At 40.6% G+C, this 22,115-nt stretch carries 24 protein-coding genes; 2 read left to right on the top strand and 22 right to left on the bottom strand.

The genetic code is table 11. The features are described from left to right. Positions 1–40 precede the first annotated feature (40 nt). The 4 genes from SporoP32a_RS09955 to SporoP32a_RS09940 all read right to left on the bottom strand — a co-directional run bounded on the left by SporoP32a_RS09955 (position 41) and on the right by SporoP32a_RS09940 (position 2,924). The gene (locus SporoP32a_RS09955) at positions 41–391 is read right to left on the bottom strand and encodes a DUF2200 domain-containing protein (RefSeq protein WP_085427751.1); all 351 of its coding nucleotides are present in this window, start codon (positions 389–391) and stop codon (positions 41–43) included. Between the two features lie 14 nt (positions 392–405). Continuing rightward, positions 406–1,473: an NAD(P)H-dependent flavin oxidoreductase gene (locus SporoP32a_RS09950; protein WP_085427750.1), complete on the bottom strand. Its 1,068-nt coding sequence runs from the start codon at positions 1,471–1,473 to the stop codon at positions 406–408. A gap of 24 nt (positions 1,474–1,497) precedes the next feature. Further along, on the bottom strand, positions 1,498–1,704 hold the full coding sequence (locus SporoP32a_RS09945; protein WP_085427749.1) for a hypothetical protein: 207 nt from the start codon (positions 1,702–1,704) through the stop codon (positions 1,498–1,500). Positions 1,705–1,877: 173 nt separating this feature from the next. Then, positions 1,878–2,924, bottom strand: coding sequence for an S-layer homology domain-containing protein (locus tag SporoP32a_RS09940; RefSeq protein ID WP_085427748.1), 1,047 nt, complete (start codon positions 2,922–2,924; stop codon positions 1,878–1,880). 511 nt (positions 2,925–3,435) lie between these two features. Here SporoP32a_RS09940 and SporoP32a_RS09935 point away from each other — a divergent pair. After that, a complete protein-coding gene (locus tag SporoP32a_RS09935) occupies positions 3,436–4,722 on the top strand; it encodes a lytic polysaccharide monooxygenase (RefSeq protein WP_085427747.1) in 1,287 nt (428 codons plus the stop codon). 142 nt (positions 4,723–4,864) lie between these two features. On the opposite strand, the gene SporoP32a_RS09930 is transcribed toward SporoP32a_RS09935, so the two are convergent. From SporoP32a_RS09930 to metG, 7 genes are all read right to left on the bottom strand, one after another. Next, the gene (locus SporoP32a_RS09930; RefSeq protein ID WP_085427746.1) at positions 4,865–5,038 is read right to left on the bottom strand and encodes a small, acid-soluble spore protein, alpha/beta type; all 174 of its coding nucleotides are present in this window, start codon (positions 5,036–5,038) and stop codon (positions 4,865–4,867) included. Between the two features lie 140 nt (positions 5,039–5,178). Then, positions 5,179–5,445 carry a biofilm formation stimulator Veg gene (gene veg / locus SporoP32a_RS09925; protein WP_029054863.1) on the bottom strand — a complete coding sequence of 89 codons (267 nt, stop codon included), beginning with the start codon at positions 5,443–5,445 and terminating at the stop codon, positions 5,179–5,181. A 143-nt stretch (positions 5,446–5,588) separates the two neighbouring features. Next, complete coding sequence (gene rsmA / locus SporoP32a_RS09920) at positions 5,589–6,482, bottom strand: 16S rRNA (adenine(1518)-N(6)/adenine(1519)-N(6))-dimethyltransferase RsmA (protein ID WP_085427745.1); 894 nt, start codon at positions 6,480–6,482, stop codon at positions 5,589–5,591. Beyond that, positions 6,475–7,041 carry a ribonuclease M5 gene (gene rnmV, locus SporoP32a_RS09915; protein ID WP_085427744.1) on the bottom strand — a complete coding sequence of 189 codons (567 nt, stop codon included), beginning with the start codon at positions 7,039–7,041 and terminating at the stop codon, positions 6,475–6,477. Before rnmV ends, rsmA begins: the two co-directional genes overlap by 8 nt. Positions 7,042–7,174: 133 nt before the next feature. Further along, on the bottom strand, positions 7,175–8,437 hold the full coding sequence (locus SporoP32a_RS09910) for a G5 and 3D domain-containing protein (RefSeq protein WP_085427743.1): 1,263 nt from the start codon (positions 8,435–8,437) through the stop codon (positions 7,175–7,177). A gap of 131 nt (positions 8,438–8,568) precedes the next feature. After that, positions 8,569–9,336 carry a TatD family hydrolase gene (locus SporoP32a_RS09905; RefSeq protein ID WP_085427742.1) on the bottom strand — a complete coding sequence of 256 codons (768 nt, stop codon included), beginning with the start codon at positions 9,334–9,336 and terminating at the stop codon, positions 8,569–8,571. A gap of 463 nt (positions 9,337–9,799) precedes the next feature. Beyond that, entirely contained in the window at positions 9,800–11,794 is a 1,995-nt protein-coding gene (metG, locus tag SporoP32a_RS09900) for a methionine--tRNA ligase (protein ID WP_085429044.1), read from the bottom strand. A gap of 267 nt (positions 11,795–12,061) precedes the next feature. Between metG and SporoP32a_RS09895 the strand changes: the two genes are divergently transcribed. Continuing rightward, positions 12,062–12,337 carry a transition state genes transcriptional regulator AbrB gene (locus SporoP32a_RS09895; protein ID WP_085427741.1) on the top strand — a complete coding sequence of 92 codons (276 nt, stop codon included), beginning with the start codon at positions 12,062–12,064 and terminating at the stop codon, positions 12,335–12,337. Positions 12,338–12,381: 44 nt separating this feature from the next. Here SporoP32a_RS09895 and rsmI read toward each other — a convergent pair whose 3' ends face one another. From rsmI to SporoP32a_RS09840, 11 genes are all read right to left on the bottom strand, one after another. After that, positions 12,382–13,257, bottom strand: coding sequence for a 16S rRNA (cytidine(1402)-2'-O)-methyltransferase (gene rsmI / locus SporoP32a_RS09890; RefSeq protein WP_085429043.1), 876 nt, complete (start codon positions 13,255–13,257; stop codon positions 12,382–12,384). Next, positions 13,257–13,520 (bottom strand): GIY-YIG nuclease family protein, encoded by a 264-nt coding sequence (locus tag SporoP32a_RS09885; protein WP_085427740.1) that lies wholly within the window; start codon positions 13,518–13,520, stop codon positions 13,257–13,259. The genes rsmI and SporoP32a_RS09885 overlap by 1 nt, the downstream gene beginning before the upstream one ends. Then, on the bottom strand, positions 13,507–14,250 hold the full coding sequence (locus SporoP32a_RS09880; RefSeq protein ID WP_085427739.1) for a tRNA1(Val) (adenine(37)-N6)-methyltransferase: 744 nt from the start codon (positions 14,248–14,250) through the stop codon (positions 13,507–13,509). Before SporoP32a_RS09880 ends, SporoP32a_RS09885 begins: the two co-directional genes overlap by 14 nt. A 55-nt stretch (positions 14,251–14,305) precedes the next feature. Continuing rightward, entirely contained in the window at positions 14,306–14,665 is a 360-nt protein-coding gene (gene yabA / locus SporoP32a_RS09875; protein WP_085132300.1) for a DNA replication initiation control protein YabA, read from the bottom strand. Between the two features lie 16 nt (positions 14,666–14,681). Beyond that, a complete protein-coding gene (locus SporoP32a_RS09870; protein ID WP_085427738.1) occupies positions 14,682–15,509 on the bottom strand; it encodes a PSP1 domain-containing protein in 828 nt (275 codons plus the stop codon). Continuing rightward, positions 15,502–16,512 carry a DNA polymerase III subunit delta' gene (holB, locus tag SporoP32a_RS09865; RefSeq protein WP_085427737.1) on the bottom strand — a complete coding sequence of 337 codons (1,011 nt, stop codon included), beginning with the start codon at positions 16,510–16,512 and terminating at the stop codon, positions 15,502–15,504. Before holB ends, SporoP32a_RS09870 begins: the two co-directional genes overlap by 8 nt. Positions 16,513–16,580: 68 nt before the next feature. After that, positions 16,581–17,021: a YaaR family protein gene (locus SporoP32a_RS09860; RefSeq protein ID WP_085427736.1), complete on the bottom strand. Its 441-nt coding sequence runs from the start codon at positions 17,019–17,021 to the stop codon at positions 16,581–16,583. A gap of 17 nt (positions 17,022–17,038) precedes the next feature. Next, positions 17,039–17,368: a cyclic-di-AMP receptor gene (locus SporoP32a_RS09855; protein WP_029054849.1), complete on the bottom strand. Its 330-nt coding sequence runs from the start codon at positions 17,366–17,368 to the stop codon at positions 17,039–17,041. A 53-nt stretch (positions 17,369–17,421) separates the two neighbouring features. Beyond that, on the bottom strand, positions 17,422–18,063 hold the full coding sequence (gene tmk, locus SporoP32a_RS09850) for a dTMP kinase (RefSeq protein ID WP_085427735.1): 642 nt from the start codon (positions 18,061–18,063) through the stop codon (positions 17,422–17,424). Between the two features lie 15 nt (positions 18,064–18,078). Then, positions 18,079–19,503, bottom strand: a complete 1,425-nt coding sequence (locus SporoP32a_RS09845; protein WP_085427734.1) for an aminotransferase class I/II-fold pyridoxal phosphate-dependent enzyme — start codon at positions 19,501–19,503, stop codon at positions 18,079–18,081. Between the two features lie 87 nt (positions 19,504–19,590). Then, positions 19,591–22,098 carry a winged helix-turn-helix domain-containing protein gene (locus SporoP32a_RS09840; protein WP_198166141.1) on the bottom strand — a complete coding sequence of 836 codons (2,508 nt, stop codon included), beginning with the start codon at positions 22,096–22,098 and terminating at the stop codon, positions 19,591–19,593. Between the last annotated feature and the right edge of the window lie 17 nt (positions 22,099–22,115).

The following is a 22,115-nucleotide window of genomic DNA, read 5'->3' as shown; positions in this document are numbered from 1 at the left end:
GCTTTACTACAACTTGATTGTTCAACTGCAACTTCAGTTCTTATTGACGCAAAATCTTTTCCATCGATTTCCCTTTCGCCAACTCGTCAATTAACTTATCCAAATAACGAATTTCTCGCATCGTTGGCTCTTCAATTTCTTCTACTCTAATACCGCATATAATACCTTTAATCAACGTCCGAGAAGGGTTCAACTTAGGAGCCTCAGAAAAGAAGGTCTCAAAGTCTGTTTGTTTTTCAATTAGCGCTTCCAACTCCTGTTGGTTATATCCCGTTAACCAATGAATGATTTCATCGACCTCCGACTTTGTACGTCCTTTTCTCTCTACCTTTTTAATATACAATGGATACACACTCGCGAAACTCATTGTATAGATTTTATGTTTAACCATCATCCATCCTCCTATCATCTATTGCGTATGATCTTCTCTACTTGGGAAACGATTTCCGCTAGTAAGTCCGCAACATGTTGCTTCTTACTCAAACGGGGCGATTGTCCGCTCCAAAGATGTATCCATTCAGGACGATTTTGCTTAGCGGCCTCATTGCGTATTCCTGTTGTTAATGTATTCATTATAGGATAATCAGGCAGACTTTCTTCATAAGGTTTCATTTTCGTTATAAACTCATTCTGAATGCCTCTAGCTGGCTTGCCGCTAAATACCGATGTGATGACAGTTTGATCTTCCGTACTATGTAAAATGGCGTCGGCGTGCTGTGATTTTGCGCCACTTTCAATAGCCGTTACAAAAGCCGTCCCCATTTGAACAGCTTGCGCGCCAAGTGTAAGAGCTGCCAAAACGCCTCTTCCGTCCATTATTCCTCCGGCTGCAATAACCGGGATTTGCACTGCGTCCGCAGCTTGCGGTACAAGCGACATCGTTCCGATCATAGAATCATCGAAACTTCCCGAAAACGTACCTCGATGACCACCTGCTTCACTACCTTGCATGACGACCATATCCACACCCGACTCTTCATTGATCATTGCCTCTTTCACTGTCGTGGCAGTCCCCATGACGAGGATGTTATCTGCTTTTAGTCGTTGGACTATGTCCTTAGTCGGAACACCAAACGTGAAGCTACAAACTGCTATTTTTTCTTGTATAATAATTTCTATTTGCTGTTCAAAGTTTGCTGTAGATATCATTTTCACTTCTGGCTCTGAAACATGTAACTCTTCACGGTATGGTCGTAATAAATCATTAGCCTTCTTAATCTTTTCTTTGGATAGATCAGATGTCTCGGGAATAAATAAATTGACACCAAAAGGTCGATTCGTTAATTCCTTAATCTGTTTTATTGTTGCTTTCATGTCTTCTGCTTTCATATAGCCCGCGCCCAGTGTACCTAAACCACCCGCATTGGATACAGCCGCTATCAGTTCTGGCGTGGTCGTACCGCCAGCCATTCCTGCTTGTATAATGGGATAGGTAATACCCAATTCTTTTGTTAAGTCATTTTGATTCCACATCTTTACTAACCTCCCTTTAAAAGATTATGTAGTAGTTTTAGTGTTTCTCTCTTCTTCACGTCTGACCCATATTTTATTTCCCAACGAATAACCTATTAAAGCAGCGACTACCATAAGCGCAATAGATATAAAAGAATTCAGTTCTGGAAAAAACAACTCTTTGATGAAGCTGATCATACCGACAAAGATACCTGCAAATAGAGCTCGTCCTAAATTGCCTTTCTTCACCATTTCCCCTCCTACCATTTCGGGCGACTAAAACAGCCCTGAGAATTCTAAAACGTATAGTGACTGTTCACTCTAGCATAACGTAAATTGTAAAAATTTGAAGTTTCCACGTTCGTTTTGTGTAATAGAAAAAAGTTACAAAGATATTTCACTTTGTAACTCCAATAAACAACCTGTTACTTTAACATTGAATGCGGCAAATACACTAAATTAGCGGCAGTACTTACATTGTCATCATTCACTGTAAGAATTACTACGTATCCGGTCTTTTCCCATCCTGAATTGAATGTAGTTTCATTATCTGTGTCCGAGTAATAGTCTGCTCCGAATTCACGTTGTGCCTGTTCGTTTAATTCATTGTATATTGCAAACATCTCACCTGAAGTATGATAGTAGTCTTCGCCACCCATAAAGTCATAACTTATGAACTGCAACTTATTATTTTCAAAGTAGTAAATTAGATCTGTATAGTAATTATACTTTGTAGTCCGGTAGATCAATAATCGTTTATTTCCTTCACGTAAATTGGACAGCAATATAGCTGGTGACTTTGATTCGACATTCATTACTTGTGCAGGATCCATTCCAAAATGAATACCTCTTGTAACCATGACAGGCGGCACAGGTCGGAATGCGGGATCCATAGCTCTTGCTACGAATGCAGCAATATGCGAACGAGTCAGTGTTTCATTCGGTTTAAACGTGCCGTCCGGATAGCCCGAGGTAATATTTTCAAAAGCTAGCTTACGCACCGCATTATACGCAGTAGAACCCTTCGGTACGTCCTTAAATCGAATATCTTTTTCTTTCGTCAGTTTAAACGCATTCGCAATGAATGCAGCCATATGTCCACGTGTTACTTTTTGCGTCGGTTTAAATGTACCATCGGGATAGCCGTTTATAATTCCTGCTTTCACCGCAGAGTTGATATAGCCAGATGAGTATCTGCTGGCGGGAACATCTTTAAACTTCGTCTTCGTTTTCTTTCCATCAAGCCCTGTCGCTTTAGCCACCATAATTGCTACTTCTTCACGTGTCACTTTATCGTTTAACCCAAAATGCGCAGTAGGTTCAATCACTTTGTTTTCCAATAAATACATAATAGCCGTATAGTTCGGGTGAGTTTTCGGAACATCTGTAAATACTTTAGTAGAAGCATGTGTTGTAGGAGCTGACGATAGTGTCAAAACAAGTAGCAAAATTACTGTAAAAATCTTTTTCATACGTATTGGTCCCCTTTTCCCATAATATGTACTGACTATATCATGTTAATTTAGGTATAAGATGAAAACGTTAAAACATGTTGTTTTACTACACAAACGTACTAAATTCGCTACTTGTATACACCCCATTTGTACATATATATACATACAGTACTATTTTCCAAAGACATCAACGCTATATCACTACTGAATATGTAATGGTTAGTCAGAATAAACTATCAACTTTGTGCTGTGCAACACAACGTTATAAATATTGATAAGTATAAATTCTTATTTTGCCATCAATTAAACACCGAATTCCTGTATATATAGACTTTTCTTAACAGGTATATAGTTATACTTATTATCCATTATTACTGTCAAATATTTCTTTCGCGACACATTTTTGTTAATTACTAATTGAATTTACTATAATAGTGCTGTATTTCAAACATTGATTCTTACGGAAAATGGTTCTATGATGAAGCCATATAAAACATAGTTATTCCAAACTATAAGGAGGAAGAAACAAATGTGGTTACGAATGTCCCGCATAGCGGTCTTGCCTATCTTCTTTGGTGCGCTAATTGTCCTGCTTGCGACTTTTTCATTTACCAACCAAGCATCTGCGCACGGATATGTAAGCCAACCCGAAAGTCGAGCACTTTTATGCAAGCAAGGAGATAATAAGAACTGCGGTAAAATAATTTATGAACCACAAAGCTTGGAAGCACCCGGGAACTTCCCGATAGGCGGTCCAGCAGACGGGAAAATTGCCAGTGCTAATATTTTCTTCGAGTTAGATACACAAACACGCCTTCGTTGGCAAAAGGTACCGATGAAAAAAGGTACCAATCAATTCAAATGGAAATTTACAGCACCACATGTGACTGCTTCATGGGAATATTACATAACACGGACAGGATGGGATACGAATCAGCCATTAAAACGGGCTGATCTCCAAAAGTTCTGTACAGTAGACGGGAAGAAACAAAGACCGCTTTCCGAAGTAAAACATACTTGTAACATACCTGAACGGACCGGTTATCATGTAATTCTAGCCGTATGGAACATCGGCGATACAAAGAATGCTTTCTACAATGTGATTGATGCTGATTTCGGCGGTAAACAAGTACAACCGACTGAGCCCGACAAAACTGTGGACATGGTACCTCTAACGCCAAGCAAACCAAGCTTAGCACCTGAAACACAGCCAAAGCCCGATAAGGACAAACCAACTCAACCCACGGTCAAATGGGATCAAGGTATTGTCTATGTAGAAGGAGACCAGGCACGATTTGAAGGCAGCTTATACGAAGCGAAATGGTGGACTCGCGGTGATCTCCCTGGTGATTCAGCCGTGTGGATGCTACTTGAGTCTTCTACCACGGAGATTCGCGACTGGAAGATGAAGAACGTTTATACGGTAGGGAATCAAGTGCTACATGAAGGAATCGTTTACGAAGCACAATGGTGGACGAGCGGTGATACTCCAGGGGAAAAGGATGTTTGGAAATTCATCAAGATCATCAATGCTGACGTGAAGAAGTGGGAAAAGAAACTAGTCTATCTAGTAGGGAATCAAGTTCTATATAATAACGATTTATATGAAGCGAAGTGGTGGACACGTGGAGATCTTCCTGGCGATTCAGCGGTTTGGACATTAGTAAAATCCGCTGCTACAGGCGTGCCACAATGGCGTACTACAAATGTATACGTTACTGGCGACCATGTGATGTACAACGGCAATCTATATGAAGCGAAATGGTGGACACGTGCGAATGTCCCTAGTGACAGTGTACAGTGGAAGCGTAAGTAATTTAATATGATCGAAAGGCTATATACCAGTCAATATGACCGGTATATAGCCTTCTCATTTATCAAAAAAAGAACCGCAAAGCAATTATGCCTTTGCAGTTCTATCTGTCAGCCTGTTTTGGATTCTACGGACATTGGTTGGATTATTTCTTTTCCTCCACTTGTCTACTTGCCATTTCAATTGCATGTTTTACCATGTTTCCTGCATCACGTGAGCGAATACCGCCCCAGCCTTCTTTCTGAACAACGTCATAGAAGCCAAGCTCTTTCGCGATTTCTACTTTCAATTGATCTGACATGACGCCTTTTCTCGCCATTTTAGTTTCCTCCTTTTCGGCTGACATATGTAATATGAGCCATTTAGAGAAAATCACACTTCGTTTATGCAAAATAATAAAAAATCCGCCAAGAAGTTCTGGCGGATTCACTAGGAAATAAATTAAAATAGCATGATGAATTACTTGATGATAAACGCTGTTTGGTCCGAACCATCAAGAACTGTTATTTCAACCGCTTCGGTTAAAATATCAGCATAGCTGTAAGAAACTCTTTCAAACGCATTGTCATCCTGATCCAACTCTACTACGAAAACGGCACGATACGTATCGCGCAACACTCCAGCATGTTCGATCGTCTTCTTACGACCACCATTTGCTTTCAAGTGAAGACGTTTCCCTAAATGAGCGTCCAGTGACTTTTTAATGTCTGCTAATGTTTTTGGCATGTTACTTACACCTCACTAAATATAAGCATAACATTTTTACATGCGTTTGTCAATAAAATTTTTATTTTAACAGTTTGTCTATGTCTTTGTCAATTACTTTATGATGAAATTCACTATTTTTTCATATGAAATTGTCATTAATTTTATTCCGGTTTTAGCTTGCCAAAGTGAGGGTATAGTGCATTGGCCAGTTTAATGAACTCTGCAATCGATAATGTTTCCCCTCGTCGGATCGGATCTATACCTGATTGTTCAAATGCTTGTTGAATCAGTTCCTTTTTTTCTTTCCCCTCAGGTAGCGATGCTTGAAGATTGTTCCACAGCGTCTTGCGGCGATGCAAGAACGATCCTTGCGTCACAGTGAATAAGAAGTCTTCATCCGCTACAGGAGCGTGTGCCTCTTCTCTGCGCGTCAAACTAAGTACGGCTGACTCCACGTTCGGTTGCGGAATGAACACTGTCTTCGGCACAATCATAGATACTTCTGCGTCCATATAGTACTGGACAGCGATTGATAATGAACCATATGCCTTCGTGCTAGGCACTGCCGTTATTCGATCAGCTACTTCTTTTTGCATCATAATAACAAGCTGACTAACGCGAGCTTTTTCCATCAAGAATTTCATTATGATCGGCGTTGTAATATAATACGGTAAATTGGCGACAACTACGATGTCTTCATAGTCTGCAAATTGTTCTTCAATCACTTGATGAATATCCGCTTTTAATACGTCTTGATGAATGACGGTGACATTCGAATAAGGTGACATCGTATCTTCGAGTACGGGTAACAGTCGACCGTCTATTTCAAACGCCACAACCTTACCTGCCTGCCGTGCAAGATGCTCTGTTAACGCACCGATTCCTGGTCCTACTTCAATTACCCCTGTATCTTTCGTGATCGCTGCATGCGAGACGATGTTATGCAGTACGTTTGAATCCACTAAGAAATTTTGACCTAAACTCTTCTTGAATGAAAAACCATGCTTTTGCAAGATTTCTTTCGTTCTCGCTGGCGTTGCTATGTCTTTATACATCAGTTGTCATTTCCTCCTCGTCAAGAACTTGTATCGCTTCATTGAATGTTGCGATAGAAATTCGGAACATCTCCAGTCGTTTCTTCAATCCTTTGCCGTTTACCTGTCCTATATGCAGTAATTCTGACAAACGTTCTCTGCGCTTTCTCGAATCACTGTGACCGATCAATCTTGCCTCTAATAATACAGCCATCGGTATCTCTTCTATTGTATGCTCGCTCACTGTATAAACAGAAGCCAACGCTTGACGAATCGCTTCATCATTCGCGTGTTCAATCCCTAAACCACGACCATTTTTCGCTATAGTTTCCTTCTTCGGTAAAAACGCATGTTTAACATCAGGGATTTGTTCTTCAATTATGGCCCGAATACGTCGTCCAGGAAAGTCTGGATCAGTGAAGACGATGACCCCACGTGTCTGTTGTGCATGACGTATCCGCTCGATGGTCTTGTCCGAGATTGCTGAACCATTCGTTTCAATCGTATCTGCTCCTGTTGCACGTTTCACAGCCACTGTGTCAGACTTTCCTTCAACTACGACTACTTCTTCTATATTCACAACATTCCTCTTTTCTCACGATATCATTCTTACTATTTTACTGCGTTTTTCTATTCTATACAACCTTACCGATAGGAAACAGAAAAAACCGATAAGAGGAAGAGTTTTTCTTCTCCTTATCGGCTAGCTTTTATTAGTTGATAACTTTAATTTTTACTTGACGGCGACCAAATGCATAAGCCGCTTCTTTTGTAGGCATGTGCAAGTCGATACGGTTTCCTTTAATAGCGCCCCCTGTATCTCCTGCAATTGCGTAACCATAGCCTTCCACCCATACTTTAGAGCCTAGTGGAATGACTCTCGGATCTACTGCAATCAATTTCATACCTGGATTTGCGCGCAAGTTAACGCCTGTAGCTGTGATTCCCGAACATCCGTTACAATAAGCTGTATACGCGCTTGCATTAGCGTAGAATTCTTTTCCGCCGCTAGGCTCCCCGCTGTTGCCACGTGATACTGCAACTTGTGCTTTTGCTGGCGTGCTTGAAGATTTTGCCGACGCGCTTGTAGCCGCTTTTGCCGGTGCAGCCGCTACTTCTACTTTAGGTGCTTTAGCTCCTACGTGAACTACTTTGGCCGTTGGTTCTTCTACCATTGTTTTGCCAACGAATTCACGTGAAACGATTTTTCCGTTCTTTTTCGTGATTTGGAACTTCTTTTGTAACTTACCCTTTTTACCATTCGTGACGACTTTCTCTTCACCTTTAAGCATTGTCATATCTGTTTTTCTCTTTGTTTTGAAATCTGCTGGTTCTACTACTACATCAGTAACTTTTTCAACACGCGCGATGTTTACCACTGCATTTGATGCTGTTAGTTTCGCACTTGTGTCACCTTCTACTTTATCCAAGTTTGAAAGACGGATGTTCTGATCCGTTAAAAACTTTCTCACTGTAGTTTGAGTAGACCATACAGTACTTTCTTTTCCACCGTCTTTAACCGTAACAGGAAATGCTTTTGCAATCGCAATTGGCTGATTGTCTGTAATCTTCGTTTCTAGAGCAGGTTCGATTTCATCATGTGTAGTGATTTCAATTCCCGCTGTCTTCAAGACATCATTTACTGTAGCATCTGTTGTCCATAGCTCTTGTGTCTTGCCATCTACATCAATCATAACTTGTTTAGCTTTTTGCCATTTGATTGCTGTATCGTTTTCAACTGGCGTGTTGACTGCCGGTTCTACTATGTCATGTTTTGCTACTTTTACGTCATTTGCCGCTAATACTTCTCCAACCGTAGCTTCTGCTGTACGTAATTCTATTTGCTTTCCATTAAGATCCATTGAGACGTTTTTCTTTTTCCCGTCAATCAATACGAGTGACGTTGTTGCTACGAATAATGCGATTGCCATGAATAAAACTGCAATACGCATACCCTTATTATTCTTCTGAGACATGTAAAAGTTTCCCCTTTCATTACTCGGCTGAGTATATAGCGTTTATTTTTCACTGTCAAACTATTAAACTACCTATCCTTGCCAACTAGAATCTTTTCAGACGTGTAAGACAAATAATCGCCATAAATCGTTCACTGAATCTTAAACAGTTGTAATGCATTTGCAGTCGTTTGTTTGGCTACTTCCTCAACCGATACTTCCTTTAAGCGGGCAATTTCTTCTGCCACCAGTGGTACATAAGAAGGTTCATTACGTTTCCCTCGATAAGGATGCGGCGCTAAGTATGGTGCATCCGTTTCGATCAGTAGCTTGTCAAGCGGAATCTGTGTCGCTACTTCTTTCGGCATTCTAGCATTTTTAAATGTTACAGGTCCACCTAGCGAGATGAAGAAGTTCATATCTATACATTGTTTAGCTGTTTCCACGCTGCCGCCGTAACAATGCATGATCCCTCCGACTTCCGCCGCATTTTCTTCTTGTAGAATGCGAACTACATCGCCTGTTGCGTCGCGGTTATGAATGATGATTGGCAAATCTACTTCTTTAGCCAACTGTATTTGTTTGCGAAATACTTCTTGCTGTATGTCTTTCGGCGATTTATCCCAGTGATAATCGAGACCGGTTTCTCCGATTCCGACCACCTTTGGATGCGCTGCTAATTCCTTGATCCATTGTAGATCGCTTTCTGTGCAATCTATTGCATCAACAGGATGCCAGCCAATAACGCCATAGATGAATGGATATTGTTCTACTAATTCCATGGCCTTGTTGATAGTTTTTGTATCAAACCCAACTACAACCATCTTTTCTACGTTTGCATCAATTGCACGTTGAATGACTTCTTCCACGTCTTCTTCGTATTGATCTGCATTTAAGTGAACATGTGTATCAATAAACATAGTATCTCTCCTAACACTGTTTCCTATTCTATAATTTTTGTTTGTGTCTTTCATCTCATTTGTATTACAGTTGTGTAACAAGTAGTTTGTTAATTCTGTCTAGTCAACCAGGAATGCTTTACTAGTAGACATGCTGAGCCATTGGGGTGTATATGGCAAACTATTGGCTTTTATAGGTTTGTTGTAACATTTATGACATAAAACTTGGGTAGTGGGTGTGAGCCGTTGATCTGCATTCTAGTGCGACGCGTTCCACTCCGATCAACTCGTGCTGTATTCTCCCTTCAAGATTTTAAGAAACCGTAGTGCTGATAGCGTCCTTATTAGTTTTTCCTGACTAGTACTCAGCACTATTACCCTACGCATCTTACTCTCCACTCACTCAATTCATGTCAAAATGAAAAAAGCCGTCATCAGAAATCGTTAATTCCGACTTCTGATGACAGCTTTGTATTTTATTAACTTATTTTACTTGTGCGCCGTTCTCTAATGAAGGATCGACTGTTGCAAGTTTTAACACACCGTCTTTTTCGCCCGCCAAGATCATACCTTGTGATAATTCTCCACGCAGTTTAACCGGCTTCAAATTCGCAACAACTATTACTTTCATGCCTACTACGTCTTCAGCGCTGTAATGTTGCGCAATACCAGACACGACTTGACGTTGCTCGTAACCCAAGTCCACTTGCAACTTCAACAACTTGTCAGCTTTCGGCATTTTTTCGCATGCTGTGACAGTTGCTACACGCATATCTACATTCATGAATGCCTCAAACGTAATTTCATTTGTTTCTTCTTTCACTTCTTCTACCTTCTCTTCTACTTCAGCAGGTGCCGTAATCGCCATTTGCTGACGAATATATTCAACTTCTACTTCTGTTTCAAGACGCGGGAAGATGGGAACACCTTTTTTGATAACTTTTGTACCTGCAGGAATAGCATAGCCTTCATCTAATGAAGCCCAGTTCAATGAATCTTCAGTGAGACCCAGTTGTTCTATCATTTGTTTAGGCGCGTTTGTCATGAATGGCTGCAAGAGTATTGCTGTATGATGAAGAGATAATGCTAAATGATACATAACGGACGCTAGTTTCATGCGATCTTCTTCTGATTTTGCCAATACCCATGGAGATGTCTCATCAATATACTTATTTGTGCGGGAAATCAATGCCCACACGTCAGAAAGTACGACACTAAACTGCATTTTTTCCATAGAAGTCTCATATTTCTTCACCGTATGCTGAATCATATCACGTAACGGCGCATCAAACTCCGTCGGCACAAGATCCTTTGTTAAAATTTCTCCATCGAAGTATTTATTGATCATGGAGATGGTTCGGTTTAATAAGTTTCCTAAATCATTCGCTAAGTCATAGTTAATACGCTCGACAAATGCCTCCGGTGAGAATACACCATCTTGTCCGAACGGTAATTCACGAAGCAAGAAATAACGTGTAGCATCGAGGCCATAGCGTTCAACGAGCATTTCTGGATACACTACATTACCTTTAGATTTAGACATTTTGCCGTCTTTCATCATGATGAATCCATGTGCAAATACCTTTTTTGGCAAAGGAAGATCAAGTGCCATCAAGAATATCGGCCAATAGATTGTATGGAAACGAACAATATCTTTCCCTACTACATGAACATCCGCTGGCCAGTATTTATTGAATAAAGATTCGTCATCGGACATATAACCAAGAGCAGTAATATAATTTGTCAATGCATCGACCCATACGTAAATAACGTGCTTTGGATCTCCAGGCACTTTAATTCCCCAGTCAAATGACATACGAGAAACGGATAAATCCTCAAGTCCAGGTTTAATGAAGTTATTGATCATTTCATTTTTGCGTGATTCTGGTTCAATAAATGTAGGATTCTCTTCATAATACGCAAGTAAGCGGTCTGCGTATTTCTTCATGTTGAAGAAGTACGACTCTTCTTCTACGCGGTGAACGGGGCGGCCGCAGTCCGGACAATTCCCGTCAACAAGTTGCGACTCGGTAAAGTATGATTCACATGGCACGCATTTCCATCCTTCATACTTTCCTTTATAAATGTCTCCATTATCAAGGAATTTCTTGAATATCTTTTCAACGACTGTCTTGTGACGATCTTCTGTTGTACGGATTAAGTCATCGTACGTGATATCCATCAGTTTCCATAGGTCCTTCGCAACGTCTGCAATACCGTCAACATATTTAATGGGCGATAGACCTTCTTCTTCTGCCTTTTCTTGGATCTTCTGTCCATGCTCGTCCATTCCAGTTAGGAATCTGACGTCATATCCGCGCAAACGCTTATAACGCGCCATAGCGTCAGAAGCGATTGTTGTATATGCCGTTCCTATATGAAATTTCCCACTTGGATAATAAATGGGTGTTGTAATATAAAATGTTTTAGATTGATTCTCCACGTGTAATTCCTCCAAATATTTGATGTGTACTTTCATTTTATCGGATATTGCACAAAAGTGCCATGTTATCATCCGAACCCTATACTTCCTATAACTTCTTTCAGCTTGCTCACTGTCTGTAATCCTCATACATTCAACATCTCTCATTTTTTACCTGTCAAAAATTTAATAAAAAATAATAGTGTTTATTTAAGTTATGATGATTGACGGTTATTGGAAGAGTTGGTATGATGTTTAATAGACAAAAGAAATATGTCGAATTTTGACGAATGTTAAATCTATAGTGTAGGAGGAATTCTTCTCATGAAGTCTACTGGAATTGTAAGGAAAGTTGACGAGCTAGGCCACGTTGTAATCCCGATTGAACTGCGTCGCACGCTTGGTATTGAGCAAAAAGACGCGTTAGAAATATACGTGGACGATGACAAAATTATCTTGAAAAAGTACTTGCCTAATATGACATGTTCTATTACTGGAGAAGTATCAGACGATAATCTTCGTTTGATCGACGGTAAGCTAATTTTGAGTCCTGAAGGCGCAAAACAATTGATGGATGAAATTCAAAACAAAATCAATTAATTTGCAAAAATCCTGAACGGTTATCCGCTCAGGATTTTTTTGTCTTATTCTACGTGATATGCTTGATAGACATCCCGTTTACTTACTTCACGTGCTTCCGCTACTTCCTTGATAGCATCCTTCGAACGAATCGCTTTTTCTTCTATTACATGTTCTACGTGCTCCTTCATAGACAAGTCTGTCCACCAGGCAGTTGCAACAGTGTGTTGTACATGTTGATTTCCTTCCACAACTAAGCAAAACTCACCTCTGACTTCATTCGTTTCAGCCCATTCTACTGCTTCTGCAAGCGTCCCTCTCAACAACTCTTCAAATCGTTTCGTCAATTCACGTGCCATAACAATCTTTCGTTCATTACCAAATTGTTCCGCTAAACCACGTAATGTTTGTTTTAGACGATGTGGAGCTTCGTAAAACAACAATGTCTCCTCATAGCCTTGCAATTTCTCAAGCTGTGTCTTCAATTCCTTCTTTTGCCGTGATAAAAACCCATAGAATAGAAATGGTTGCGGTGTAATGCCTGAGGCTACCAACGCTGTAACCGCTGCGTTCGGTCCTGGAACAGGAACAACAGCAACTCCGTGTTCAATCGCCAGTTCCACAAGATCTGCGCCTGGATCTGAAATACATGGCATTCCGGCATCACTGACAATAGCAATATCCTTCCCATCTTGAAGTAGTTCTATAATCTTATCCCCAGCCACCCGCGTATTATGTTCGTGATAGCTGATCATTTGTGTTTGAATCTCAAAATGATTACATAGTTTGATTGTATTACGTGTATCTTCTGCCGCGATATAATCTACTTCTTGTAAGATCCGGACGGCACGGAATGTCATGTCTTCCAGATTGCCGATTGGTGTGCCTACAATGAACAGCTTCCCTAGATCTGTAGTTTCGGCACTTTTTTGAGATGTAATCATGTGGATCGCTCCTTTTTTAGAAAGTGCTCTTTTTGTTTTCGAGTTAATTGCTTAAATTGATATTCCGCTTGCATTGCTTGTCGCTGTGTTTCAAACGATTCTTTATAAATATATTGTACCGGTAAGCGACCTCTTGTATACTTTGCACCTTTTCCTTCATTATGTACACGCAAGCGACGTTCTAAATCATTCGTGTACCCCGCATAATACGATCCATCATTACATGTTAGTACATAGAAAAAGTGTTCATTCTTCTCCATACAATAACTGCCTCACTTCTTCTGTATACTCTCCATTTTCGCGGTAGACGTATAAAGGTGGAAGGATTTTCAGATCAGGTTTCCCATCCTTAATGGCTTCGATTAAAAGTGTATTCGCTTCTTTTCCTTCTTTCGGGTAAACAAAACGAATGCGCTTTGGTTCTAAACGGTACTGTCTCATTGATGTAACGATATCGAGAAGCCTACCAGGACGATGAACAAATGCAGCTTTCCCGCCCTGCTTCAACAACTCACTTGCAGACTTGACGGCTTGATCGAGCGTTAGCTCCACTTCATGTCTAGCAATTGTATAATAATCACTTTTATTTCTAGCACTTGCTTCATTGGCCGGGAAATAAGGTGGATTGCATGTAACTGTATCGTACAATTCGTAGCCTATGTCTTTTGCAATACCGATAACATTTCCATTTTTAATCGTGATTTGCTCTCCTAAATGGTTAAGCACTACACTTCTTTGCGCCATATCTGCTAGACGCTCTTGCAATTCAATACCGATAATCTTGCCTTTCGTTCGGGCGCTCATGAATAGTGGGATTACACCATTACCCGTACACAAATCCACAATCTTTCCTCCACGAATCGGCATGTAGGCAAAACGCGCCAATAGCACCGCGTCTAAGGAAAAGGAAAAAACAGAAGGACTCTGAATGATGCGCAAGTCCTCTGCCAATAAATAATCTAGTCGTTCATCGCCTTGTAGGTTCACAATCTACACTCCTTCAATCAAAAGAAAAAGCCAATACCTAAAAATAGGAATTGACCTTTCAACCGTTCTGTTTATTTAAAAATGATAGGCAGAATAGACAATCTTCGCCTTTACGACTGCTGCCGTAATGTACATTGCACACATGAAAACCTTCATTGTACAAGCGTGCCAGATTGTCTACGCCTTCGCCCACATCTAGCTTCTTTGGACGTTCATCACGCGCGGCCTCTTCTATTTCTTGTGTAATCTTATCGATTTCATCGAGTCGCGTTCGCAGATGATGGTTTTCCAGACGAAGCGAGTGGTTTTCTTCAGTCATCTCTGCTACAAAACCAATGAGTTCTCTGAATTGTTTTTGCATAGAATCCAACTGTTGTTCAAAATCCATTACTCTGTCAAGAAAGTTCACTTCTTTCAACTGTTCCACCTCATCATTATTTCGTCAATTGAGCTATTTCCTTCTGTAAATCCTCAATCTCACTCCACGCATATTCCACTACTCGTTCAAATACTGGCATATTCACTTGAAGCACACGCTCCAATAGGTTTAGCCCAACCACTTTCCCTACTCCATCTGGCGTAACGACTTGTTTACCTAGATCTGGCATGAGTGCTTTCGCTTCTTCGTACGCATCATTTTCATACTTCAGACAGCACATTAAGCGACCGCAAAGACCTGAAATCTTCGATGGGTTCAATGATAGGTTTTGATCTTTTGCCATCTTGATGGATACTGGCTCGAAATCACCTAAAAACGTTGAACAACAAAGCATTCTACCGCATGGACCAATACCACCAAGCATCTTTGCTTCATCCCGCACACCAATCTGGCGCAATTCAATTCTCGTACGGAATATCGCAGCTAGATCTTTCACAAGATTACGGAAATCGACACGTCCTTCGGCAGTAAAGTAAAAGACGATTTTATTTCGATCAAATGTATATTCTACATCTACTAAACGCATATCCAATTGATGTTCTGTAATCTTTCCAACACAGACATCAAATGCTTGTTTTGCTTCTTGCTCATTCTCTTTGACACGTTCACGATCACCCTCATCTGCAAGGCGAATGATCTTCTTCAGTGGCAAGACAACGTCTTCATCATCTATTTCATTACTTCGACTGGCTACTTTACCGTACTCTACGCCCCTCGCAGTTTCTACAATGACATAGTCGCCAATTTCAATTGGCATATCCAATGGGTCAAAATAATATAACTTACCCGCTTTTTTAAAGCGGACGCCTACGACTTTAAACAAACAATAACCCCTCCTGCATAGTAAGCACCAATTGTTCTAGTAAAAGCGTACGATTCATATTTTGATGCAATCGTTTTTTCGCCTGCAAGATGGCATCTATTTTAACAGTTAAACTGCTATAAGTATTTTTGACAGAATGTCCTGTGAAGAGTTCCAATTGATCGGGATAGGCTATAGTGGACTCCAATCCTGCTTTTACCGCCACAATATCACGGTATGCAAAGAGAAGCAAATCCAACCCTTGTTCACAATCACTTTTTTCCTTCATGAAAGGCATCCAATCTGTCTGAATGAACAGTAACGACTCAACTTGAGATCGCTGTTCGATTGCCTCTACTAATTTTAACACTAATTTCCGTCTCTGTACAAAGGAATCTTCTTGAGCCATTTCATAAGCTACTTCGACATTGGCTGTCATCATCGTTACTGTCGCTGCCATTGAGGCAGTAACTCCTTTTTCAACAAGACTTTCTATGCTATCTTGACGATTCATTGGTTGTAGCGAAATACGTTGGCAACGTGATTGAATGGTTGGCAAAATGGCCGAATAGGAATCAGTTAATAAAATGGCCGTAACGCTACCTTCTGGTTCTTCGAGGAATTTCAGTAATGTATTAGCCGCCGAGGTATTCATTCGTTCTGCATTCGCAATCACATATACTTTTCGTCCTTCTTCATATCCTTTTTTCGTCATCTTCATAATTAATTCGGACATTTGATCCTTTTTAATGTCTTGTCCGTCCGGTCTAATCATTACTACGTTCGGATGATTACCCGACTCTATACGTTTACACGAGTGACATGTTTCACATGGAACATTTTCTATCGGCTCCATGCATAACAGTAGTTTCGTAAAATATTGCGCAATCGCTTCCTTGCCAGCACCGTTCGAACCGTCAAATATATAAGCATGTCCGATACGCTGTCTTTCGTGAATCCTCGTTAACTTATCAACGACTTGTTTCTGAGACTGCAATGCATGGTCGTGCGACTTCTCTGACATGCAAGCTCCTCCTTAGTTAGTAAACATGTTGCAAAAAACCCCGTGCTACATGTGAGTGCAGCACGGGATCACGTATATAAATTGATTAGAAGACCTTTGATTTCCCCTATTTTGGCGAGTAAATCAATGGATGATTCTTCTTCATCCAAAAGTGCCTCCGTCAACGCGATTAGTTTTTCATCTATTGTTTGAACAAGTTTCAATCGGCGACCTTCACCGAATTGGTTCCATGTATGGGATTGTGTTAACTCGATACCCGAATCTACCGCTTCTTTCAAAAAGCGTTTGATGAGCATCTTGTATTTTGCCATATCACGTAAGTTTCGCGACCTAGCGAGTCGATCTCCAGCATTTGAGATATCCCCAAACAACCTTGTGATCTGTTCTCCTTGCAGACGCGCCCCTTGTTTTTCTACCATTTGTCCAAATTTGTTATTACCTTGTGCATGCCGAAGAGGATCTGGCGGTAATTTATCCATACCTGTACGGAATTCACCATTGACTTTCATCAGCATTCACCTCTATATCAAAAATGGTGGAACTGTTCAATTGGCAAGACAAATACAGTAGCTCCGCCCACTTCTACCTCAATGGGATACGGAATATATGAATCTGCATTACCACCCATCGGTGAAACGGGTGCCACCATCTGATCGCGAGAGCGACAATTATCGCGAATTAAATCCAATGCTTTAGAGACTAAATCATCTTCCACACCCATCAGGAACGTCGTATTCCCTGCGCGAAGAAATCCACCTGTACTGGCTAATTTTGTATTCCGAAAATCACTTTTAGTCAATGCAGAAGATAATCGGTTACTATCCTGGTCCTGTACCACTGCTACAATCAGTTTCAATGTACTCTCCCCTTTTCCGATTTCTTGTGAAAATTTGTTTCCTTTTTATTATATCATGAATCCTTGTGTATGTTGACTTCAGAACTTACAATTCGCCAAACATTTTCAACTACTTGTTCTGGTGTTTGTTGTGCATCCACCACCTGAATCCGTTCACTATCCAGTCGCATCACTTCTTGATAGCCTTTGTATACCTGCTTATGAAAATCCAGTTTTTCCAAATCTAGACGATTTCGTTCACGGTCTTTATCCTTCCATATTCGAGCTAGTCCTACTTCAGGTGGCACGTCGAAGAAGATTGTACAATCTGGCATATATTGCTCAATCGCAAATAAGTTAATCGCCAGTACATTTTCAATACCAAGTTCACGTGCGAAACCTTGATAAGCCAATGAACTGTCGATGAAACGATCGCAAAGAACAATTTTACCCTGCTCAAGTGCTGGTATGATTTTCTCCACCAAATGTTGTCTACGCGCGGCTGCGTACAACAAAGCTTCCGTTTTGCTGTCCATTGTATCGTGATTCGAATCTAGGATCACTTCACGGATCTTTTCTGCAATAGGAATTCCACCTGGTTCTCGAGTCATCACGACGTCTTGTCCTTGTGCTCTCAGACGGTCTGTAATCTCTTCTAACACAGTCGTCTTTCCAGCTCCTTCTGGTCCTTCAAAACTAATGAATAATCCCGCCATCTTTTTATCCCCCATCTATTCGACTACTACTATTATTTGTTTCCTCTCAATATTGAATGCTCCCTGAAATCTACAGCCAGCCGTCAAGAGTTTATGCATTTGTTCAGCGTGCTCGCGACTAATGCGCTCCCCTGCACATACTAGAGGAATGCCTGGTGGATAGGGAATAACGGCATCTGCCGCCACTTTTCCTGTTGCCTTCTCAATATCTACCCACTCTGTATCCATCGTATGAATTTGGTTTGCCGTATAGACTACCGATGTCGGAGTACTAATTGGCAAGAAGTTATGGATTTCTACTGACGTATCTTCTCGATCTGTTACACTATCCACTGCTCGCCTAAATTTGTCGATTATATGAGCACATGATTCTACATGTTTCGCTTTTACTAAAGGCAGTATTAGTAGCACTTGATATAAGTCCGTCAACTCCGTATACACACCCTGTTGTTCCAATGCTTCCTGCAAGATAAACCCGGTATGACCTATTACACGTATAAGCAACTTTAGTTCATCGTCAGTCTCCACTACTTCGACGTGATTTATAGTAGATAAACCTCGAATTAAACTACTTCTGTATAGTTGAAAACTTTCAAAGTCATCCTCATCATACATCTCTGCATAATATCTTGCATCATCTAAAGATGCCATTAATAAATAGGACGGGCTACTCGACTGCAACATTTGTAGGTAATGAGCCACTCGTTCCAACTCTATAAATTGCGAACGAACATGTAAAAAAGATGCCATCGTCATAGCAGGTAGTGTTTTATGAGCAGACTGAACGACAACATCCGCTCCGAGTTCTAGTGCGCTCTTTGGAAATTCTTTACTCGCTATAAAATGCGCACCGTGCGCTTCATCCACTAAAACCGGTATGTTATGGCTGTGACAAATTTCTATAATCGCTTTCAGATCTTTATTTACCATTCCGTAATACGTAGGCGTAGTTAAAATAGCTGCTTTACTATTCGGATACTGCGCGAGTGCCTCTCTTATACTTCTCAACGATACCGTTCCAGCCGTTTGTGTTTGCTCATGCCAATCTGGGGAAAGAAATACCGCATTGGCACCTGTTAGTTCCAGTGCATTAAATATCGATTTATGTGCATTGCGTTGCACAATAACTGAGTCACCCCGTTGAACCGTCGCATACAGCATAGCCAGATTCCCTACTGTCGAACCGTTCACCAAAAAGAAACTACGGTCACTTCCATAAAGATTGGACAGCTTATCTTCAGCTTGTTTAATCGCTTCTGTCGGCTCATGCAAATCATCGAGTCCTGTCAACTCTGTTACGTCATATGCAAGTGCTTGACGCAGAGCCTCTGGCAAATCAGATAACATCCCATTTTTATGGCCAGGTACATGGAGTGAAATGGGGTTTTTGTCGTTAAAATCCTGCAACGCCTGTACAAGTGGGCGATCTCGATACTTCATGTGTTTTTACACTCCTTTACTTTCATTCAGTATAGCAAAAAGCGACACTTCTGATGTAAGAAGTATCGCCATTTGTATCGTCCTATATTATTTATACGCCTTTAACATGGCTTGCTTCCTAGAATTGACACATAGCTTTTCATATATAGAAGTTAAATAGATCCGCACGCTCCCTTCCGTCAAAGCTAGGTTTTTTGCTATTTTATAATTGGTTTCACCTAGCACAAGAAGTGAGAACACTTCCTGTTCACGTGGTGTTAGCAACTCTAGGACAGGGTTCCTTTCTTTTGTGGCCTGTATCAAGCGTTCTACGTAGAAGTGTGGAACCTGCGTCCATTCCCTATCAATTTGTTGCTTACGTAATTTCACATATTCTTTTAGCATATCCTCCATATTGTCTTCTTCCACGAATAACTGCGTATAGCCATATTCTTTACTATAAGCCATTGCATCTTGTAAGGACTGAGCCATTTCGGGCCAGTATGCCATACGCGCGTAACAAGAACTTTCTAAGATCGTAGCCTCAATATATGTTACTACTTGCCTTTCTTCTAAAGCTTCGAACTTCACACACAATGTTTTCTCCAATGCTTCTTCCCATTGCCCTTTTCTCAAAAGCAGTCTTGCTTCTACAAGCGTAACAAAAGGATGTTGCTGTATACCTTCTGCATAGTCACGTTGTATCATCGAGAGCGCCATTTCTGCATCTTCTAGATGGTCTTGTTTCAAGTGCAGGAATGCTTCGAATGCGTATAAAAACCCTTTCCAATAGCCGTCTTCGGTATATAGTAAAGCGCTTCGGATCGTCTCATGTGCTTTTTCCATCTCACCATTCGCTATATGCAATTTACAACTCAATACATACATAGGTATCAACAGACCTGGATCTTGGAAATGATGTGCTAGAAGTAGCGCTTCTACTTGTTGCTGTCTAGCTTCTTTTATTGAACCTGTCACGTACAATGTTTCAGCTTGAATACCATGATAATAACCTATTATGGACAGTTTATTTGTCTGGCAAGATTGTATCTCTAGTAGAGTTTGCTGTATGCCTAATTTTTTGGCCGAACCTAGTGGTGTTCGTAATAATACAGGCTCTACTTTATTAAATTGAAGTGGTAGCACGTATAGTTTGGAGCTTTTTTCTACATGTAAATCAAAGCCCTTTTGCAGCCACTGTCCTACTTCTGTCACGCCACCCATTCGAATGATTGTGATATAGGATTTGATTAAGAAATAGTCGTATGCAGCAGATCGACTTCTTTCGGTAAAAGCATTCCATTCTTTCCGATTCCCTTGCGCCGTCATTTGGTTCATGACGTGATCTGCTTCATCCACTTGATGCTCAGCTAGAAGGGCAAAAGCAAAGAGCAGTTGAAGATCAAAAGCCAATGGAATATGAACTTTTTCAAATTCTTTACACCAGGAGATAAAAGATGCAGTTTTTTTATTTTTTATAAGATCCTCACCGTAATGCATCATCCAAGTGCTTGCAAGTGGGTACGCTTGCCCCTTTAAGGCATGGGTGATGGCTTCCACAACATTACCTTGCCGAAAGTATATCCCTGCAGCTTTCCTATGCAAAGCAGATACAAATTCCTTGGAATGGTTTTTCTGCAAGTTTTGCCGTAGCGCTACAGCAAAAAGTGGATGATAGCGATATTGTGTATCTATTTCTGAATCACTTTCTATGAAAAACCCTTTTTCTTCTAAATTCTTTAAATGAATAAGACTCTCTTTACTTTCGAGTAAGGCATCACATATCTGTTGATTCATTGTGTCCAAGATGGATGTCACTAAGAGGAAATGCTGTGCGGAGCCTGAAAAATTGCTCCATAAATCATTTGTTAGGACATTCATTGTGAATTGTCGATGCCTGTCAGACCTCAATTGATGAGATATTCCTTGTGACTGTAAAACCTCTTGAAGTCCCGCAGGCCACCCTTCCGTTTGAATAAACTCTTGCCATACTGATCCTTGCTGTTGAGGGTGTTGTTTCAAGTAGCTTTTCATATCATCATCCGTAATGCGCAATTGCTGCATTCTAACTTCAGTGACAGTTAATAAGGATTGCCATAGTGCGAGTGTAAAGGGGGGAAGATGGCGACTGGCGAAGCAAATTTTTAATGATTTCGGTAAATTTACTACAAAGTATTGAATCATTTCCAATAGTTCTGGATCATTAATATGATGAAAGTCATCGATGATCAATCGTATCGGCTTTTCTTTACCTCTGTCTAGTTCTTTATAGTAGCTCCACATAGCATCCAGTTCATTCCGGTCTGCTTTGGCTAACTTCTTTTGTAATTTCTTTTTGGGTAGCAAATTACACGCTGAATAAACGGTATAGATAATATATCCAAAGAAATGAAGTGCTTGATTGTCGCTTTCATCGACTGATAGCCATGCAATATGTTCATCAAGTTCTTCTGACCAACGAGTTAAAAATGTCGTCTTACCATAACCCGTTGGAGCGCTGATAAATAGTACGTTTGACTGTACCGCCTCATGTCGGACGGTGAACATACTCTCCCTGCTAATCCACTTTTCAAAATGAACAGGCTTTTGTATTTTCGATTCTACTAATACAACCATTATAGCCATCCCCTTTG

This window comes from Sporosarcina ureae, assembly GCF_002109325.1.
In the GTDB taxonomy this organism is placed as follows: domain Bacteria; phylum Bacillota; class Bacilli; order Bacillales_A; family Planococcaceae; genus Sporosarcina; species Sporosarcina ureae_C.
The sequence above is the reverse complement of the archived record's forward strand: the minus strand, read 5'-3'. Positions and strand labels throughout refer to the sequence as shown.

Coding starts and splice junctions, on each gene's coding strand:
- SporoP32a_RS09945 (WP_085427749.1), bottom strand. CDS start 1,704: ATGGTGAAGAAAGGCAATTTAGGACGAGCTCTATTTGCAGGTATCTTT.
- SporoP32a_RS09845 (WP_085427734.1), bottom strand. CDS start 19,503: ATGAAGTATCGAGATCGCCCACTTGTACAGGCGTTGCAGGATTTTAAC.
- tmk (WP_085427735.1), bottom strand. CDS start 18,063: ATGGCGGGATTATTCATTAGTTTTGAAGGACCAGAAGGAGCTGGAAAG.
- rsmA (WP_085427745.1), bottom strand. CDS start 6,482: ATGTATAAAGACATAGCAACGCCAGCGAGAACGAAAGAAATCTTGCAA.
- SporoP32a_RS09905 (WP_085427742.1), bottom strand. CDS start 9,336: ATGTTTATTGATACACATGTTCACTTAAATGCAGATCAATACGAAGAA.
- SporoP32a_RS09940 (WP_085427748.1), bottom strand. CDS start 2,924: ATGAAAAAGATTTTTACAGTAATTTTGCTACTTGTTTTGACACTATCG.
- SporoP32a_RS09910 (WP_085427743.1), bottom strand. CDS start 8,437: ATGTCTCAGAAGAATAATAAGGGTATGCGTATTGCAGTTTTATTCATG.
- veg (WP_029054863.1), bottom strand. CDS start 5,445: ATGCCAAAAACATTAGCAGACATTAAAAAGTCACTGGACGCTCATTTA.
- SporoP32a_RS09950 (WP_085427750.1), bottom strand. CDS start 1,473: ATGTGGAATCAAAATGACTTAACAAAAGAATTGGGTATTACCTATCCC.
- holB (WP_085427737.1), bottom strand. CDS start 16,512: ATGTCAGAGAAGTCGCACGACCATGCATTGCAGTCTCAGAAACAAGTC.
- SporoP32a_RS09935 (WP_085427747.1), top strand. CDS start 3,436: ATGTGGTTACGAATGTCCCGCATAGCGGTCTTGCCTATCTTCTTTGGT.
- SporoP32a_RS09860 (WP_085427736.1), bottom strand. CDS start 17,021: ATGAAAGTCAATGGTGAATTCCGTACAGGTATGGATAAATTACCGCCA.
- SporoP32a_RS09955 (WP_085427751.1), bottom strand. CDS start 391: ATGGTTAAACATAAAATCTATACAATGAGTTTCGCGAGTGTGTATCCA.
- SporoP32a_RS09885 (WP_085427740.1), bottom strand. CDS start 13,520: ATGGAGAAGAATGAACACTTTTTCTATGTACTAACATGTAATGATGGA.
- SporoP32a_RS09930 (WP_085427746.1), bottom strand. CDS start 5,038: ATGGCGAGAAAAGGCGTCATGTCAGATCAATTGAAAGTAGAAATCGCG.
- SporoP32a_RS09895 (WP_085427741.1), top strand. CDS start 12,062: ATGAAGTCTACTGGAATTGTAAGGAAAGTTGACGAGCTAGGCCACGTT.
- metG (WP_085429044.1), bottom strand. CDS start 11,794: ATGAAAGTACACATCAAATATTTGGAGGAATTACACGTGGAGAATCAA.
- SporoP32a_RS09840 (WP_198166141.1), bottom strand. CDS start 22,098: ATGGTTGTATTAGTAGAATCGAAAATACAAAAGCCTGTTCATTTTGAA.